The following is a 17,999-nucleotide window of genomic DNA, read 5'->3' as shown; positions in this document are numbered from 1 at the left end:
CCCCCTTTGCCCTGCCGAGCGTTCCATGTCCGACTTGCTCGACCGTTACCCGCTGACTGCGGGCACTTATCACGAACTGCTGGATGACAGCGGCACGGTGCGTGCCCATTGGCAGCGCCTGCTCGACCACTTGCAACGCAGTACGCCTGCGCAACTGGCCCAGCGTCAGGCGCTGTTGACCCGGCAGATCCAGGAAAACGGCGTGACCTACAACGTCTACGCCGACCCCAAGGGCGCCGATCGCCCGTGGGAACTGGATCTGCTGCCCCATGTGCTGGCTGCCGATGAATGGCAGCACCTCGCTGCGGGGATCGCCCAGCGTGCGCGCTTGCTCAATGCCGTGCTGGCCGATCTCTACGGCCCGCAACGCTTGATCAAGGAAGGCTTGCTGCCGGCCGAGTTGGTGTTCGGGCATAACAACTTCCTGTGGCCGTGCCAGGGTATCCAGCCGCCGCAGGGGACGTTCCTGCACCTGTATGCGGTGGACCTGGCGCGTACGCCGGATGGCCGCTGGTGGGTCACCGCCGACCGCACCCAGGCGCCGTCGGGTGCGGGTTATGCCTTGGAAAACCGCACTATCGTGTCGCGTGCGTTCCCGGACCTGTACCGCGATCTGCAAGTGCAGCACCTCACCGGTTTCTTCCGCACCCTGCAGGAAACCCTGGCTCGCCAGGCGCCTGGCGATGACCAGCCGCCGCTGATTGTGTTGCTCACGCCGGGGCGCTTCAACGAAAGTTATTTCGAACATCTCTACCTTGCTCGCCAGCTCGGTTACCCGCTGGTGGAGGGCGGTGATCTCACCGTGCGTGACAGCACGGTGTTCCTCAAAACCCTCAGCGGCCTGCGCCGGGTGCACGCCATCATGCGCCGGCTGGATGACGACTTCTGCGACCCGCTGGAATTGCGCACCGACTCGGCCCTCGGCGTGCCCGGCCTGCTGGATGCGGCGCGCCAGGGCAACGTATTGGTGGCCAATGCGTTGGGCAGCGGTGTGTTGGAGTCCCCGGGCCTGCTCGGCTTTTTGCCGAAGATCAACGAGTTTTTATTTGGCGAAGCATTGATCCTGCCGTCCATCGCCACCTGGTGGTGCGGCGAGGGGCCGGTGCTCGCAAAAGCCTTGGAGAAACTCCCGGAACTGTTGATCAAACCGGCGTTTCCTTCGCAAAGTTTCACCCCGGTCTTCGGGCGTGATTTGAACGACGAACAACGCGAGGCCCTGGCCGAACGCATGCGTGCGCGACCCTATGCGTATGTCGCCCAGGAGTTGGCGCAACTGTCCCAGGCTCCGGTGTGGCATACCGTGGATGACCACCTGCAACACCGCGCCATTGGCATGCGCGTCTACGCCGTGGCGAGTGAGGAAGGTTATCGCGTGCTGCCGGGCGGGCTGACCCGCGTGGCGGCCGAGGCGGATGCCGAAGTGGTGTCGATGCAGCGCGGTGGCGCGAGCAAAGACACCTGGGTGCTCGGCGAACGCGCCGCCGGGGGCGAGCATTGGCGCGCACAGCGGGCGATCGGTGTGCATGACCTGGTGCGCCGCGATCCTTATCTGCCGTCGCGGGTGGTGGAGAACCTGTTCTGGTTTGGCCGTTATTGCGAGCGCTGTGATAACAGCGCGCGCTGGCTGCGCATCGTGTTGGCGCGCTATGTCGACGGTGACGATCCGCAGGCGTTGCAGGCGGCGGTCGAGCTGGGTGACAGCCTGCACTTGTTGCCGGAGGAGGGCGAGTTGCCTGAACGCCTGTTGGCGGCCTTGCTGGGCGATGACTGGCCGTCGAGCCTGCGCGCCAATCTGCAGCGTTTGCAGTGGGCGGCGTCCCAGGTGCGCGGTAAGTTGTCGCGGGAAAACTGGCAGGCGTTGGTGGAGCTGCAACGCGAAGCGCTGGAGTTGGAAAGCGAAGTGCCGGACTTTGGCGAGCTGCTGGACTTCCTCAACCGTTTGGTGATGTCGCTGGCGGCGCTGTCCGGGTTTGCCCTGGACGATATGACCCGCGACGAAGGCTGGCGCTTCTTGATGATGGGGCGGCGCATCGAGCGCCTGCAATTTCTGAGCAGCAGCCTCGCGGCGTTCCTGCGCGGTATTGCGGTGTTCGATCAGGCGGGGCTGGAATGGTTGCTGGAGCTGGGTAACAGCAGCATCACCTATCGCTCTCGCTACCTGGCGGTGCCGCAATTGATTCCGGTGCTCGACTTGTTGCTGCTGGATGAGCAGAACCCCCATGCCGTGCTGTTCCAGCTCAAATTGGTGAGCCGTACCCTGCGCCGTCTCAACGATGACTTCGGGGTGCCACGGGAAACCGGCCTCGGGCCTCTGGTGGAGCGCCTGACGCGGTTTGACCTGGGCTGCCTGGAGAACCCGCTGTTCGGCGAGTCCAGCGTACGCGCCGCATTGGATGGCCTGGCCGACCTGCTGCAGGCGGTGGCCGATGAGAGTGGGCAGGTGTCGGATCGCCTGGCGTTGCGTCACTTTGCCCATGTGGATGATGTCAGCCAACAAACGGTGTCGGTGTGATGAGTGCGCGCTACCAGATTTTCCATGATACCCATTACCACTATGACAGCCCGGTGTCCCTGGCTCAGCAATTGGCACACTTGTGGCCCAGGCCCTGCGCCTGGCAGCGCTGCAGTTCGCAGCAACTGGATATCAGCCCGCAGCCGTCTTCGCGGCGGGATGAGCTGGACGTGTTCGGCAACCCGATCACCCGTCTCGCGTTCGAACGGCCTCATGACGAGCTGCTGGTGAATGCCGGGCTGACCGTAGAGGTGCTGGCGCGGCCGGCGCTGGACTTTGAGCAGTCACCCGCCTGGGATCAGACCCGTGACAGCCTGACCTACAGCAGCCAGCCGATGTCGGCGCCACTGATCGAAGCCTGCCGCTATCGCTTTGAATCGCCTTACGTGCACTTGAAGAAAACCTTCGTTGAGTTCTCCGAAAGCTGTTTCCCCCCAGGCATGCCGTTGCTGCTGGGGACGCAAGCGTTGATGGAGAAGATCTTCAGTGAGTTCACGTTCGATGCCGAAGCCACCCAGGTCGCCACGCCCCTGGTGGAAGTGCTGGAGCGCCGCCGCGGCGTCTGCCAGGACTTTGCCCACCTGATGCTCGCCTGCCTGCGCTCGCGGGGCCTGGCGGCGCGCTACATCAGCGGCTACCTGCTGACCCAGCCACCGCCCGGGCAACCACGACTGATCGGCGCGGACGCGTCCCATGCCTGGGTTTCGGTGTATTGCCCGGTGTCGGGCTGGGTGGATTTCGATCCGACGAACAACGTGCAGCCGGCACTGGAGCACATCACCCTGGCCTGGGGCCGGGATTTCTCGGATGTATCGCCGTTGCGAGGGGTGATTCTGGGAGGGGGGAGCCATGACCCGGAGGTGCGGGTGACGGTGATGCCGCTGCAATGACCCTGGATTGTGGTGAGCCGGGCGGGCCTGCTCACCACAAAGCAATTTATTGCGCCGGATCCTTTGGTGTTTCAGCCTCGTCGTTCGTCTCTTCACCATCCACATCATGGTTCAGCGCGTTCGCTTCTCCTTCTGCGGCGGCTTTCTTGCGTTGCAGTTTTTCCTCTTTCTTCCGCTCCTTGGCCAAGTCTCTCTGACGTTTGGCGAAGGAGTAATTAGGTTTGGCCATGGGCGATCCTCTAGGGTCGAAGGTGAGGGTGGCGGCGCTCGGCTGCCTTGGGCTGCCATGGTAGCAGCTTAGCCGCGCGCTTGGCCTTCACTTACCGCAGGCGTAGGCCGCGAACAGGCCGTTGAACAGTTGATTGAGGTGCATGGCTCGGACTCCGTTGGGTAATGGGCCGATCATAGACAGGTCGTAGTACTTTGGCTGGTAGATTGTGTTGATACGGCTGATAGCCTAAAGTTGTATACAATCTGTTGATTCAGGTCATAAGAATTCCTGCCTGCTTGAGGCACCCTTGTCGCAATCCGCGTTTTTTAAACCCTGCCTTGGAGATTCACATGTTTGCCAAACTCGTTGCTGTTTCCCTGCTGACTCTGGCGAGCGGCCAGTTGCTTGCTGCAGAGTGCAAGGTCACCGTCGACTCCACTGATCAAATGTCCTTTAACACCAAGGCCATTGAAATCGACAAAAGCTGCAAGACATTCACCGTCGAGCTGACCCACTCCGGCAGCTTGCCGAAAAACGTCATGGGCCATAACTGGGTGCTGAGTTCCGCTGCCGACATGCCAGGTATCGCCAGCGACGGCATGGCCGCCGGTCTCGACAAGAACTACCTGAAAGACGGCGACACCCGCATCATCGCCCACACCAAGATCATCGGTGCCGGCGAGAAAGACTCGGTGACCTTCGATGTGTCGAAGCTGGCAGCGGGTACCGACTATGCGTTCTTCTGCTCGTTCCCGGGCCACATCTCGATGATGAAAGGCACTGTGACCGTCAAGTAAGACCGCGTCATCGTTCATCGGGGGCAAGCCCCCTTCCACAGGTAGGAATGCATTCCAAGTGTGGGAGGGGGCTTGCCCCCGATGACATTCTGCAAATCAACCCAAAACTATCGAGTTCGCCTCAAGGCGCAAAAGGCATCACCCGCTTGTGCTCGGTCTTGCGATACGTATCGCAAATGATCTTGAACGCTTCCTCACGTACCGGCTCGCCGTGCAGGAACGCATCGATCTCGGCATAGGTCACGCCATGGGACGCCTCGTCCGGCTTGCCCGGTGACAGGTCTTCCAGGTCGGCCGTCGGCACCTTCTCCACCAACGACTCCGGCGCGCCAAAGTGCCGCGCAATCGCTCGCACCTGATGCTTTACCAGCCCGCTCAGCGGTGCCAGGTCACAGGCCCCGTCACCGAACTTGGTGAAAAAGCCCATGACCGCTTCCGCCGCATGGTCAGTGCCGATTACCAGCCCACCCGTAGCCCCCGCGATGGTGTATTGCGCGACCATGCGCATGCGCGCCTTGGTGTTGCCCAGTACGAAATCGCGGGAGACTGCCGCCTTGCCTTCAAACGCCGCCACTTCATTGGCCAGGGATTTCACTGCCGGGCCGATGTTCACGGTGTGGCGCTCGTCCGGCTCGATAAAGTCCACCGAAGCCTGGGCATCGTGTTCGTCGAACTGGGTTTCGTAAGGCAGGCGCACGGCGATAAAGCGGTAGGCTTGGTCACCGGTGGTGGCGCGCAGCTCCTTCATCGCGCGCTGGGCCAGGAGGCCCGCGGTCAGGGAGTCGACGCCGCCGCTGATGCCCAGCACCAACGTCTTGAGCCCGGAATTGCGCAGGCAATCCTGGATAAAAGCCACGCGGCGAGCCACTTCGGCCTCAAGGGCGGCCGGGTCTTTGAACGGCGCTTGGACCTTGAGCTGCTGCGCAATCTCACGCTGTACGGCTTGCATGATTCACTCCTTGCTGGATAGGGCAGGTACTTTGAAAACGTGACGCAAATAGGCGACGAAATTCGGGTCGGTGCAATGGGTCTTGCCCGCCTCATCAGAGATCTTCGCCACCGGCTGGCCATTGCAGGCCGTCATTTTAAGCACGATGCTCATCGGCTCAACCCCTGGGATATCACAGGTCAGGTTGGTGCCGATGCCGAAGCTCACATTGATCCGACCGCGCAGCGCACGGAATATCTCCAGGGCCTTGGGCAGTGTCAGGCTGTCGGAGAACACCAGGGTCTTGCTCATCGGCTCGATACCGAGCTTGTGGTAGTGGGCGATGGCTTTCTCGGCCCACTGCACGGGGTCGCCGGAATCGTGGCGCAGGCCGTCGAACAGCTTGGCGAAGTACAAATCGAAGTCGCCGAGGAACGCGTCGGTGGTGATGCAATCGGTCAGGGCAATACCCAGCAGGCCACGGTATTCGCGGACCCAGCAGTCGAGCGCGGCGATCTGGCTGTCGATCAGGCGCGGGCCGAGTTGCTGATGCGCCATGATCCACTCGTGAGCCATGGTGCCCAGGGGTTTCATGCCCAGCTCGCGGGCCAGGTGCACGTTGCTGGTGCCGACGAATCGCCCGGGGAAGTCATGCTTGAGCACATTGACCACTTCTTCCTGCACCCGGTACGAGAAGCGTCGACGCGTGCCGAAGTCGGCCACCTGCAACTCCGACAGCTCGTCGCTGCTGGCGTTGTCGGTGAGCCAGTCGAACTTGCGATACAGCTGCTCGCGGGCCTGTTCCAGGATCACGGTCTGGTAGCGGTAGCGGTTACGCACTTCGCTGACGATGGCCAGCATCGGCACTTCAAACAGGATCACATGCAGCCACGGCCCGCGCAGGCGGATGAACAACTCGCCATTCTCGATGCCGGTTTGCACGTAACGCAAGTTGAAGCGGAACAACCCGAGAAAACGCAGGAAGTCCGGCTTCATGAAGCTGATGCGCTCCAGGAAACTCAGTTGGTCAGCGCTCAGGCTCAGTTCGGCGAGACGCTCGATCTGGTAGCGGATTTCCGCCAGGTATGGGCGCAGGTCTTCGCTGTTACGGCAACGGAATTCCCATTCAACTTCCACGTTGGGGTAGTTGTGCAGCACCGCCTGCATCATGGTCAGCTTGTAGAAGTCGGTGTCGAGCAGGTTCTGCACGATGCGATCGGCAAACACACTCTCGCTCATTATGGGAATCTCCAGACGGGTCGGCGAGGGGCGCCGGCCGTTACGCACGATTAAGGAATGGCGCTAGTGGCGCATAGACCCATGGGGTTTTGCCAGTGATTTTTTCGGGTGTGACGACTGGCCTCATCGGGAGCAAGCCCCCTCCCACAGGTTGGAATGCATTCCAAGTGTGGGAGGGGGCTTGCTCCCGATTGCGGTATCCCGGGTACTAAGCCACTTGCTCCATCATCCATTTCACGAATTCGCGTACCTTGGGCACCTCTGCCGAGTGCTCGGGATAAGCCAGGTAATACGCGTCCTGGCTTGGCATCGCATGCTGCCAGGGAATCACCAGCTTGCCCTCGGCCAGCTCTTCCTCCACCAGAAACCGCGGCAGCAGCGCCACGCCACAGCCCACCTGTGCCGCACGAATGCACATATAGAAGGTGTCGAAACGCGGCCCGTGGTAGCTGTGTTCGGTCTGGTAGCCTTGGCTGGCGAACCAGTCGTGCCAGCCTTGGGGGCGTGAGGCGTTTTGCAGCAGTACCAGCTCGCTCAGTTGGGTCGGATCACTGAACGGTTTGGCCGGCAGGCTCTCCGGCGCGCACACCGGCACCAACTCCTCGCTGAACAGCTTCAGGCTCTCGGTGCCGGCGCGTGAGCCCTGGCCGAAGTAAAAGGCCATGTCCGCCTTGCCTTGCAGCAGTTCATCGGGGGCCTGCTCGTTGCACAGGTCGAGGTGGATTTGCGGGTGACGCAAACGCCAGCCCTTGAGGCGTGGCACCAGCCAGCGTGCGCCAAAGGTGTACGGCGTGGACACGCGCAATACCTCGGTCTCGCCGCCGTAGGAGCGCAGGTAATGGGTGGACATCTCCACCTGCGTGAGGATCTTGCGCACTTCCACCAGGTACAGATCCCCTGCCGGCGTCATCTGCAGGCGGCGGCGTACTCGGCGGAACAGCAGGTGTTGCAGCAGTTCTTCCAGTTGCGCCACTTGCTTGCTCACCGCGCTCTGCGTGAGGTTCAACTCCTCGGCGGCGCGGGTGAAGCTCAAATGGCGGGTGGCGGCTTCGAAACACTGCAGGGCGGTGATCGAAGGCAAATGTCTTTTGTTCAGCACTGCACGCCTCGTCTGATGCTTTGCATGAATAAACGGAATGATATCTCGCCTAATCGTCGTTTGTTGGCAAGTCTTGGGCCAGCTACAAATAAGCTCTGGATTGCCGTGCTGGGCGCGGCGCGAATTTTCTGTCTGCAGATTGAAGGAGCGACCCATGGTTGCCGCATTGCTTGATCGCCTCGGGGTAGACCCGGCGTTGTACCAGTCGGGTAAACAACCCGTGCATTCGCCGATTGATGGCAGCCGTCTCGGCAGCGTGCATTGGGAAGGTGCCGCCGAGGTGGAGCAACAGGTCAGTCGCGCCGAGCATGCATTCGAAGCCTGGCGCAAAGTGCCGGCCCCGCGTCGCGGCGAGCTGGTGCGCCAGTTCGGCGACGTGCTGCGCGAATACAAGGCCGACCTGGGCGAACTGGTGTCCTGGGAAGCGGGCAAGATCACCCAGGAAGGCTTGGGTGAAGTACAGGAAATGATCGACATCTGCGATTTCGCCGTCGGCCTGTCCCGCCAGCTGTACGGCTTGACCATTGCCTCCGAGCGCCCCGGCCACCACATGCGTGAAACCTGGCACCCGCTGGGCGTGGTCGGAGTGATCAGTGCGTTCAACTTCCCGGTGGCGGTGTGGGCGTGGAACACGGCCCTGGCGTTGGTGTGCGGTAACGCGGTGATCTGGAAACCGTCGGAAAAGACCCCGCTCACCGCCCTGGCCTGCCAGGCGCTGTTCGAGCGCGTCCTGAAGCATTTCAACGATGCGCCGCCGTACCTGAGCCAAGTCATCATCGGCGGCCGCGATGCGGGCGCCGCGTTGGTGGATGACCCGCGTGTGGCCCTGATCAGCGCCACCGGCAGCACCCGCATGGGCCGCGAAGTGGCGCCCAAAGTCGCCGCACGCTTTGCCCGCAGCATTCTCGAGCTGGGCGGCAACAACGCGATGATCCTCGGCCCGAGCGCCGACCTGGACATGGCCGTGCGCGCCATCCTGTTCAGTGCGGTCGGCACCGCCGGCCAGCGTTGCACCACCTTGCGCCGCCTGATCGCCCATGAGTCGGTCAAGGAAGAAATCGTCATCCGCCTCAAGGCTGCCTATGCCAAAGTGCGCATCGGCCACCCGCTGGAAGGCAACCTGATCGGCCCGCTGATTGATAAACACAGCTTTGAAAATATGCAGGACGCGCTCGAGCAGGCCCTGAGCGAAGGCGGCAAGGTGTTCGGCGGCAAGCGTCAGTTGGAGGACAAGTTCCCCAACGCCTATTACGTATCGCCTGCCATCGTGGAAATGCCCGAGCAGAGCGACGTGGTGTGCAGCGAAACCTTTGCGCCGATCCTGTATGTGATCGGCTACAGCGACTTCAACGAGGCCCTGCGCCTGAACAACGCCGTGCCGCAAGGGTTGTCGTCGTGCATCTTCACCACGGATGTGCGTGAAGCCGAACAGTTCATGTCGGCGGTGGGCAGTGATTGCGGGATCGCCAACGTCAACATCGGCCCGAGCGGCGCGGAAATCGGCGGCGCGTTTGGCGGTGAGAAAGAAACCGGCGGCGGGCGTGAGTCGGGTTCGGATGCGTGGCGCGGCTATATGCGTCGCCAGACCAACACCGTGAACTACTCGCTTGAGCTCCCGCTGGCCCAGGGCATCACTTTCGACTGATACCTCAAGTCGCAGTGAGATAGAACTGTGGGAGGGGGCTTGCTCCCGATGGCGGTGGATCAGGTTGGAATAGGCTGACTGACACACCGCTATCGGGAGCAAGCCCCCTCCCACAGTTGTGTGTATTTACATATCAAAATTGTTGTTTGTTGGGTCTCATCGGAGTCTGGCAATGGCACTACGCGAAACATGTTTATGGGAATACCTCACCCCCGGCCGGCCGGATCGTGCCGCGCTCAAGGGCGAGGTCAAGGTGGATGTGTGTGTGATCGGCGCCGGGATCACCGGTTTGTCGGCAGCCATTCATTTGTTGGAACAGGGTAAGAGCGTTGCCGTGCTGGAAGCCCATCGCACCGGCCATGGGGGTTCGGGACGTAACGTCGGGCTGGTCAACGCCGGTTTGTGGATTCCTCCGGACGAAATCGAAGCCGGTTTCGGCGAAGCGGTAGGCAGCCAGCTCAACCGCATGCTGGGCGCAGCACCGTCCCTGGTGTTCAGCCTGGTCGACAAATACAACATCGATTGCCAATTGCGCCGCGAGGGCACCTTGCACATGGCGCACAACGCGCGTGGCGAAGCGGATCTGCGCAGTCGTGAAGAACAATGGAAGCGCCGTGGCGCGCCGGTTGAGCTGCTCACCGGGCAGGCGTGCGAGCAGGCTACGGGCACCCGCAAGATTGCCGCCGCGCTGCTGGATCGGCGTGCTGGTACCTTGAATCCAATGGCCTATACCACCGGATTGGCGAATGCCGCGGTTGGCCTGGGTGGGCAGTTGTTCGACCATTCCCCGGTCACCCAGCTCGAGCGCCAAGGTTCACACTGGTCGGTGCAGACCGCGCAGGGCTCTGTGCAGGCCGCGCAGGTGGTGATCGCCTCCAATGCCTACACCGAAGGTGAGTGGACTGAGCTGCGGCGCAATTTTTTCCCCGGCTACTACTATCAGGTCGCCTCCGCGCCGCTGACCGATGCCGCTGCCGAGCAGATTCTGCCCGGTGGGCAAGGTTCATGGGACACCCGCCAGGTGTTGAGCAGTATCCGCCGTGACGCCGACGGCCGCCTGTTGCTCGGCAGCCTGGGCAACGGCAATCAGAAGCCGGCGTGGTTCCTCAAGGCGTGGGCCGATCGGGTGCAGCAGCATTACTTCCCGTACCTCAAATCGGTGCAGTGGGAATACACCTGGACTGGCTGTATTGCCTTCACCCCGGACCATTTGATGCGCCTGTTCGAGCCTGCGCCGGGCCTGGTGGCCGTCACGGGTTATAACGGGCGTGGCGTGACCACCGGTAGCGTGGTCGGCAAGGCGTTCGCCGACTATTTATGTCACCAGGATCCCCAGGCGTTGCCGATTCCTTTTGCGCCGATGCAGCCGTTGGTCGGGGTGGGCCTGCGCAGTTGCCTGTATGAGGCCGGATTCTCGCTGTATCACGCGGGGCAGTGCCTGCGGATCGTGATCTGATCGGCGAGATACCTGTCAAAAGCCTGCATTTTCTTAGCCGGCTACTAATCTGTATTGGTGCAAGTCGTAGCAATCGCGCACTGTAAATGTGCAGTTCCGTTACGCACGTTGTTACAGGTGTAGGAACTGTCGTTTATCCGTCTGGTTGCAGGTGCGACCTGCTCGGGTTGTACTTTTTGCGGTGAAAGGTTGCACCTCCTGACGCTAGACGGTTGCACGTCCTGGCGAAAGGCGGCGAAACACCCGTGATAACAATGACACCGTGTCTTTTTGAAGAATAAAAACGTAATGGCACGCGCCTTGCTCTGGGCTTTCAGTGGAAAGTTTGAATGCAAGTTGTCGTGCCAAAAATCAAAAATATCGGAGCACCACTCATGTCCCAGACGTTTTACAAGAAAGGTTTCCTGGCTCTCGCCGTCGCAGCGGCGCTGGGTGTTTCTACGTTTGTTCAAGCTGATGTGAAGATTGGCGTGGCCGGCCCGATGACGGGTGCCAACGCAGCTTTCGGTGAGCAGTACATGAAGGGTGCCCAAGCGGCGGCCGATGTGATCAACAAGGCGGGCGGTATCAACGGCGAACAGATCAAGCTGGTCGCCGGTGACGACGCCTGTGAACCCAAGCAGGCCGTGGCCGTGGCCAACCGCCTGGCGGACCAGGATAAAGTGATCGGCGTGGTCGGGCACTTCTGCTCGTCCAACACCATCCCGGCCTCCGAGGTCTACGACGAAGCGGGCATCATCGCGATCACCCCAGGCTCCACCAACCCACAAGTGACCGAACGCGGCCTGGGCGCCATGTTCCGCATGTGCGGGCGGGACGACCAGCAAGGTATCGTCGCCGGCGACTACATCGTCGACGTGCTCAAGGGCAAGAAAGTCGCAGTCATCAACGACAAGGACACCTACGGCAAGGGCCTGGCCGACGCTACCTCCGCCCAGTTGACCAAGCGCGGCGTGAAGCCTGTGCTGGAAGAGGGCCTGACCCGTGGCGAGAAAGACTTCAGCGCCCTGGTTACCAAGATCCGCTCCCTGGACGCCGACGTTGTGTACTTCGGCGGCCTGCACCCGGAAGCCGGTCCTTTGGTTCGTCAGATTCGTGAAGCGGGCCTCAAAGCCAAGTTCATGTCCGATGACGGCGTAGTGACCGACGAACTGGCGAAAACAGCCGGTGGCAACCAGTACGTAGACGGCGTACTCATGACATTCGGCGCCGATCCGCGCTTGCTGCCTGACAGCAAGGCCGTGGTGGATGAGTTCCGTAAGGCCGGTTACGAGCCTGAAGGCTACACCCTGTACGCCTACGCTTCGATCCAGGCCCTGGCCGCTGGTTTCAACGGTGCGAAATCCAACAAGGGCGAAGACGCCGCCAAGTGGCTCAAGGCTCACCCGGTGAAAACCGTCATGGGCGAAAAAGCCTGGGATGCCAAGGGCGACCTGAAGGTCTCCGACTACGTGGTTTACCAGTGGGATAAAGACGGCAAATACCACCAGCTGGAAAAACAGAAGTAAGCATTAGCACCACAGTTCCAATGTGGGAGGGGGCTTGCTCCCGATCGAGGTGTGTCAGTCAGCCTGTTCAAACCTGATCCACCGTCATCGGGAGCAAGCCCCCTCGCACAGGGGAGTGGTGTTGTCATCAAGATCTGTCTTTTCCTCCAGAAGTGCCGCACACCCACCGGTGTGCAGGTGCTCACCGCGTGAGATTGCGTTATGGATGGTATTTTCCTGCAGCAACTGGTCAACGGCCTGACCCTCGGGTCGGTCTATGGCCTGATCGCCATCGGCTACACAATGGTCTATGGCATCATTGGCATGATCAACTTCGCCCACGGCGAGGTTTATATGATTTCCGCTTACCTCGCGGCGATCAGTCTGGCACTGCTGGCTTACTTCGGCATCGAATCCTTTCCGCTGCTCATTCTCGGCACCTTGATCTTCACCGTGGTCGTCACCGGCGTGTACGGTTGGGTCATCGAGCGTGTCGCCTACAAACCCCTGCGTAACTCCACCCGCCTGGCACCGCTGATCAGCGCTATCGGCATCTCCCTGATCCTGCAGAACTACGCGCAGATCGCCCAGGGCGCCAAGCAACAAGGTATTCCCACCCTGCTGGCCGGGGCCTGGCGTGTCGACATCGGCAGCGGGTTCGTCCAGCTCACGTACACCAAGGTCTTCATCCTGGTCGCCGCCTTCGCGGGCATGGCCCTGCTGACCTATGTGATCAAGTACACCAAGCTCGGCCGCATGTGCCGCGCCACCCAGCAAGACCGCAAGATGGCCTCGATCCTGGGCATCAACACCGACCGGGTGATCTCCTACGTGTTCGTCATCGGCGCCGCCATGGCCGCGCTGGCCGGCGTGCTGATCACGCTCAATTACGGCACCTTCGACTTCTATGCCGGCTTCATCATCGGCATCAAGGCGTTCACCGCAGCGGTACTCGGCGGCATCGGCTCCCTGCCTGGGGCGATGCTGGGCGGGATCATCCTCGGTATCTCCGAGTCGTTGTTCTCGGGGTTGATCAACTCTGACTACAAAGACGTGTTCAGTTTCTCCCTGCTGGTGGTGATTCTGATTTTCCGTCCTCAGGGCCTGCTTGGTCGCCCACTTGTGGCGAAGGTGTAAACATGTCTGCTGCCAAATCTATCGATATCAAGAAAAGCGTGGTCGATACGGTCCTTGCCGGGCTGATTGCGCTGGTTGTGTTCGGCCCCATCGTCGGCGTGGTCCTCGACGGCTACAGCTTCAACCTGGAACCGGCTCGCGTGGGCTTGCTGGTCGCCATTGTGATGCTCGGCCGCTTCGCCATGAGCCTGTTCCTGCAAACCTCCAAGGGCCTGAAGATTCTGCAGGGCTTCGAGACCAGTGGTTCCGGCGTGCACGTGCTGGCGCCGGACTACAAGTCGCGGCTGCGCTGGATCATCCCGGCGCTGATCGTGATTGCCATCGTGTTCCCGATCTTCGCCAACAAGTACCTGCTGACCGTGGTGATCCTCGGGCTGATCTACGTATTGCTGGGCCTGGGCCTCAACATCGTGGTGGGCCTGGCCGGTCTGCTCGACCTGGGTTACGTGGCGTTCTACGCCATCGGTGCCTATGGCTTGGCGCTGGGTTATCAATACCTGGGGCTGGGTTTCTGGTCGGTGCTGCCACTGGCGGCTATCGCGGCGGCATTAGCGGGGTGCATTCTCGGCTTCCCGGTGTTGCGAATGCACGGCGATTACCTGGCCATCGTGACCCTGGGCTTCGGTGAAATCATCCGCCTGGTGCTGAACAACTGGCTGTCGTTCACCGGTGGCCCGAACGGCATGCCGGTGCCATCACCGACCTTCCTTGGCCTGGAGTTCGGCCGCAAGGCGAAGGACGGCGGGGTTCCGTTCCACGAGTTTTTCGGTATCGATTACAACGCCAACATCAAGTTCATGTTCATCTACATCGTGTTGTTCCTGGTGGTGCTGGCCGTGCTGTACATCAAGCACCGCCTGACCCGCATGCCGGTCGGTCGCGCCTGGGAAGCCTTGCGCGAAGACGAGATCGCCTGCCGCTCCATGGGCCTGAACCACGTACTGGTCAAGCTCTCGGCGTTCACCATCGGTGCGTCCACGGCCGGTTTGGCCGGGGTGTTCTTTGCCAGCTACCAGGGCTTCGTCAACCCGTCGTCGTTCACCTTCTTCGAGTCGGCGCTGATCCTGGCCATCGTGGTCTTGGGCGGCATGGGCTCGACGGTGGGCGTGGTCATCGCGGCGTTCGTGCTGACGGTCGCGCCGGAGCTGCTGCGTAGCTTCTCCGAATACCGCGTGCTGCTGTTTGGCGTGTTGATGGTGGTGATGATGATCTGGCGGCCACGCGGCCTGATACGGATCAGCCGCACGGGTGTGACGCCACGCAAGGGGGTCGCACCATGAGCAAGGAAATCGTGCTGTCCGTGGAAAACCTGATGATGCACTTCGGTGGCATCAAGGCCTTGAGCGATGTGAGTCTCAAGGTCGAACGCAACTCGATCTTCGCCCTGATCGGCCCCAATGGTGCGGGCAAGACCACGGTGTTCAACTGCCTCACCGGCTTTTATAAAGCCAGCGGCGGCAAGATCGAACTCAACGTGCGTGGCAAGCAGACCAACGTCATCCAGTTGCTCGGCGAGCGCTTCCAGCCTGTCGACTTCGTATCGCCGAAAAGCTTCTTCAGCCGGGTGTACTACAAGATGTTCGGTGGCACCCACCTGGTGAACCGCGCAGGTTTGGCGCGGACTTTCCAGAACATTCGCCTGTTCAAGGAAATGTCGGTGGTGGAAAACCTGCTGGTGGCCCAGCACATGTGGGTCAACCGCAACATGCTCGCTGGCATCCTCAACACCAAGGGTTACCGCAAGGCCGAAAGCGACGCGTTGGACCATGCGTTCTACTGGCTTGAAGTGGTGGACCTGGTGGACTGCGCCAACCGCCTGGCCGGCGAACTTTCCTATGGCCAGCAGCGCCGCCTGGAAATCGCCCGCGCCATGTGCACACGGCCGCAGATCATCTGCCTGGACGAACCGGCAGCCGGCCTCAACCCCCAGGAAACCGAAGCCCTCAGCGCGATGATTCGCCTGCTGCGCGACGAACACGACCTCACGGTGGTGCTGATCGAACACGACATGGGTATGGTGATGAGCATTTCCGACCACATCGTGGTGCTCGACCACGGTAACGTGATTGCCGAAGGGGGGCCGGACGCGATCCGCAACGACCCGAAAGTGATTGCCGCCTACCTGGGCGCCGACGAGGAGGAGCTGGCATGAGCGCACCCATCCTCGAAATGAAGGACCTGGACGTCTACTACGGCCCGATCCAGGCCCTCAAGAAAGTCTCGTTGCACATCAACGAAGGCGAAACCGTGAGCCTGATCGGCTCCAACGGTGCGGGTAAATCCACACTGCTGATGTCGATCTTCGGCCAGCCACGGGCCGAGTCGGGGCAGATTCTTTATAGCGGCGTCGACATTACCCACAAGTCCTCGCACTACATTGCCTCCAACGGCATCGCGCAGTCGCCGGAAGGCCGGCGGGTATTCCCCGACATGACCGTCGAGGAAAACTTGCTGATGGGCACTATCCCGATTGGCGACAAGTACGCGCAGGAAGATATGCAGCGCATGTTCGAGCTGTTCCCGCGACTCAAGGAGCGCCGTAACCAGCGCGCCATGACCATGTCGGGTGGCGAACAGCAAATGCTCGCCATCGCCCGCGCCCTGATGAGCCGGCCCAAGCTGTTGCTGCTGGACGAGCCTAGCCTGGGCCTGGCGCCGATCGTGGTGAAGCAGATCTTCTCCACCCTGCGCGAGCTGGCGTCCACCGGGATGACCATCTTCCTGGTGGAGCAGAACGCCAACCATGCGTTGCGCCTGTCGGACCGGGCCTATGTGATGGTCAATGGGGAGATTCGCCTCACAGGTACCGGTAAAGAGCTGTTGGTGAACGAGGAAGTGCGCAACGCCTACCTGGGCGGGCACTGATCCCCGTCATCTGATCGTTCCCACGCTCCGCGTGGGAGCGCCTCTTGTGACGCTCTGCGTCACGCTTTGGACGCGGAGCGTCTTCGGATGCATTCCCACGCAGAGCGTGGGAACGATCAGGTGTCCACAGGCACTCGACCAAATTGTGGAAAACAAATCCAGCCACCTCCCAAAGCGCGACATATAGCCGCCGCAAATCCCTGTTTTGTCACAGTTTTGACTTGTCCCCATCGGCTGTGGAACCGGCTGTGGGTAACGTGGGAGTAGCTGGCTGAAAGCCTTTAACGGCGTGGCCTGCAGCGCGTCGATTGTTTTTTGATCAGGGACTTTTTCGCGACCGCCCAAGGGGTTTGTCAACCTGTTTAAAGACACAGGTATATGACCGTTTTGTGTTGATCAAACCTGTGGATAAGTCTGTGATTAAACTCTGGAAAGACCGCCGCAGAGGCCGAAATGACTGGCCTGGAGCCATCGCTCGAACTTTTTCCTTCAACCAGGGCCTACATACGCCTTGGCCCAGGTCAAGCAAAAAACTTTCTAAAACTCCCTGGAGCCCTTGTATTGAGCGGCCTGAGCGGTTTTTTACTTGCCCCCAAAGACTGTGGGTGCAGTTGTGGATAACCTGCGTGCATATGGCTGCAGGCCACGGTTTGTAAGGGTTTGCTGGGTCTGGTTAAAAAGTGATCATCTGTGCGTGAAGTTGTTTGCTTAATGGTTGCTGCAACGTCGGGGTAAGGGCATTCTGCTGGCAACTTTTTCCCCGATGCCCGCAAGGAGAACACCATGTCCGACACGCTGTTTATTACCGGCGCCACTTCAGGTTTTGGCGAAGCTTGTGCCCGTCGTTTTGCCGACGCCGGCTGGAAACTGGTGCTCACGGGGCGTCGTGCCGACCGCTTGAACGCGCTGGTCGAAGAGCTTTCCAAGCAGACTGAAGTACATGGCCTGGTGGTGGACGTACGGGACCGCAAGGGCATGGAAGACGCCATCGCCAACCTGCCGCCGTCGTTCGCCAAGCTGCGCGGGCTGATCAACAACGCCGGCCTGGCCGTGGGCACCGATCCTGCGCCCAAGTGCAACCTCGACGATTGGGAAACCATGGTCGACACCAACATCAAAGGCCTGTTGACCACCACCAACCTGCTGTTGCCACGCCTGATCGCCTACGGGCGTGGCGCCGGCATCATCAACCTGGGCTCCATCGCCGGTAATTACCCGTACCCGGGCAGCCATGTGTATGGCGGTTCCAAGGCATTCGTGAAGCAGTTTTCGCTGAACCTGCGCTGCGACCTGCAAGGCACTGGCGTGCGTGTGACCAACATCGAGCCGGGCCTGTGTGAGAGCGAGTTCTCGCTGGTGCGCTTCGGCGGTGACCAGGCACGGTACGACGCTACCTATGCGGGTGCCGAGCCGATCCAGCCGCAGGACATTGCCGATACCATTTTCTGGGTGTTGAACACGCCGGCGCATGTGAACATCAACCGCCTGGAGCTGATGCCGGTGAGCCAGACCTGGGCGGGTTTTGCGATTGAGCGCGGGGCCAAGTAAGGCGTCAGACCGTGTCGCGGCTATCGGGAGCAAGCCCCCTCCCACACTTGACCGTATTTCAAAGTTGAAACTCAGTCGAATGTGGGAGGGGGCTTGCCCCCGATGGCGTCAAATCGGCCAAAACACGACATAAGGTACACTCCACCCCTGAAAACCCCTCCGCACTGTGCGGTTTAAAGGTTTTG

General features: G+C 61.0%; 15 protein-coding genes. 11 read left to right on the top strand and 4 right to left on the bottom strand.

The annotated features are described in order from the left end of the window. The first annotated feature begins 25 nt into the window (after positions 1–25). Positions 26–2,512, top strand: coding sequence for a circularly permuted type 2 ATP-grasp protein (locus C9383_RS13020; RefSeq protein ID WP_090367124.1), 2,487 nt, complete (start codon positions 26–28; stop codon positions 2,510–2,512). Beyond that, complete coding sequence (locus C9383_RS13015) at positions 2,512–3,402, top strand: transglutaminase family protein (RefSeq protein ID WP_060755089.1); 891 nt, start codon at positions 2,512–2,514, stop codon at positions 3,400–3,402. Before C9383_RS13020 ends, C9383_RS13015 begins: the two co-directional genes overlap by 1 nt. A 46-nt stretch (positions 3,403–3,448) precedes the next feature. Here C9383_RS13015 and C9383_RS13010 read toward each other — a convergent pair whose 3' ends face one another. Next, positions 3,449–3,631, bottom strand: coding sequence for a hypothetical protein (locus tag C9383_RS13010; RefSeq protein WP_090367122.1), 183 nt, complete (start codon positions 3,629–3,631; stop codon positions 3,449–3,451). A gap of 332 nt (positions 3,632–3,963) precedes the next feature. Here C9383_RS13010 and azu point away from each other — a divergent pair, with 332 nt between their 5' ends. Beyond that, positions 3,964–4,410 (top strand): azurin, encoded by a 447-nt coding sequence (azu, locus tag C9383_RS13005; protein ID WP_060755087.1) that lies wholly within the window; start codon positions 3,964–3,966, stop codon positions 4,408–4,410. 121 nt (positions 4,411–4,531) lie between these two features. Here the strand turns inward: azu and nadE are convergent, their stop codons facing one another. The 3 genes from nadE to C9383_RS12990 form a co-directional block, all read right to left on the bottom strand. Next, a complete protein-coding gene (nadE, locus tag C9383_RS13000) occupies positions 4,532–5,359 on the bottom strand; it encodes an NAD(+) synthase (RefSeq protein ID WP_090367120.1) in 828 nt (275 codons plus the stop codon). Between the two features lie 3 nt (positions 5,360–5,362). Beyond that, positions 5,363–6,577 carry a nicotinate phosphoribosyltransferase gene (gene pncB / locus C9383_RS12995; protein ID WP_060755085.1) on the bottom strand — a complete coding sequence of 405 codons (1,215 nt, stop codon included), beginning with the start codon at positions 6,575–6,577 and terminating at the stop codon, positions 5,363–5,365. A gap of 208 nt (positions 6,578–6,785) precedes the next feature. Beyond that, on the bottom strand, positions 6,786–7,676 hold the full coding sequence (locus tag C9383_RS12990) for a LysR family transcriptional regulator (RefSeq protein WP_060755084.1): 891 nt from the start codon (positions 7,674–7,676) through the stop codon (positions 6,786–6,788). 154 nt (positions 7,677–7,830) lie between these two features. Here C9383_RS12990 and amaB point away from each other — a divergent pair, with 154 nt between their 5' ends. The 8 genes from amaB (at position 7,831) to C9383_RS12945 (ending at position 17,814) form a co-directional block, all read left to right on the top strand. Next, positions 7,831–9,321 (top strand): L-piperidine-6-carboxylate dehydrogenase, encoded by a 1,491-nt coding sequence (amaB, locus tag C9383_RS12985; protein ID WP_090367118.1) that lies wholly within the window; start codon positions 7,831–7,833, stop codon positions 9,319–9,321. Positions 9,322–9,493: 172 nt separating this feature from the next. After that, the gene (gene amaA / locus C9383_RS12980) at positions 9,494–10,777 is read left to right on the top strand and encodes an L-pipecolate oxidase (RefSeq protein ID WP_090367116.1); all 1,284 of its coding nucleotides are present in this window, start codon (positions 9,494–9,496) and stop codon (positions 10,775–10,777) included. 374 nt (positions 10,778–11,151) lie between these two features. Beyond that, positions 11,152–12,285, top strand: coding sequence for a branched-chain amino acid ABC transporter substrate-binding protein (locus C9383_RS12975; RefSeq protein ID WP_060755213.1), 1,134 nt, complete (start codon positions 11,152–11,154; stop codon positions 12,283–12,285). A 201-nt stretch (positions 12,286–12,486) separates the two neighbouring features. Then, positions 12,487–13,401 (top strand): ABC transporter permease subunit, encoded by a 915-nt coding sequence (locus C9383_RS12970; protein ID WP_010213575.1) that lies wholly within the window; start codon positions 12,487–12,489, stop codon positions 13,399–13,401. Positions 13,402–13,403: 2 nt separating this feature from the next. Beyond that, positions 13,404–14,681, top strand: a complete 1,278-nt coding sequence (livM, locus tag C9383_RS12965) for a high-affinity branched-chain amino acid ABC transporter permease LivM (protein ID WP_090367114.1) — start codon at positions 13,404–13,406, stop codon at positions 14,679–14,681. Further along, positions 14,678–15,553: an ABC transporter ATP-binding protein gene (locus C9383_RS12960; RefSeq protein WP_060755080.1), complete on the top strand. Its 876-nt coding sequence runs from the start codon at positions 14,678–14,680 to the stop codon at positions 15,551–15,553. Before livM ends, C9383_RS12960 begins: the two co-directional genes overlap by 4 nt. Further along, complete coding sequence (locus C9383_RS12955; protein WP_060755079.1) at positions 15,550–16,266, top strand: ABC transporter ATP-binding protein; 717 nt, start codon at positions 15,550–15,552, stop codon at positions 16,264–16,266. Before C9383_RS12960 ends, C9383_RS12955 begins: the two co-directional genes overlap by 4 nt. Positions 16,267–17,049: 783 nt before the next feature. Beyond that, positions 17,050–17,814: an SDR family oxidoreductase gene (locus C9383_RS12945; protein WP_090367112.1), complete on the top strand. Its 765-nt coding sequence runs from the start codon at positions 17,050–17,052 to the stop codon at positions 17,812–17,814. Positions 17,815–17,999: the final 185 nt, after the last annotated feature.

Origin of the sequence: Pseudomonas palleroniana, assembly GCF_003031675.1 — a bacterium.
GTDB lineage: Bacteria > Pseudomonadota > Gammaproteobacteria > Pseudomonadales > Pseudomonadaceae > Aquipseudomonas > Aquipseudomonas palleroniana.
This window is presented reverse-complemented; position numbering and strand designations above follow the sequence as displayed.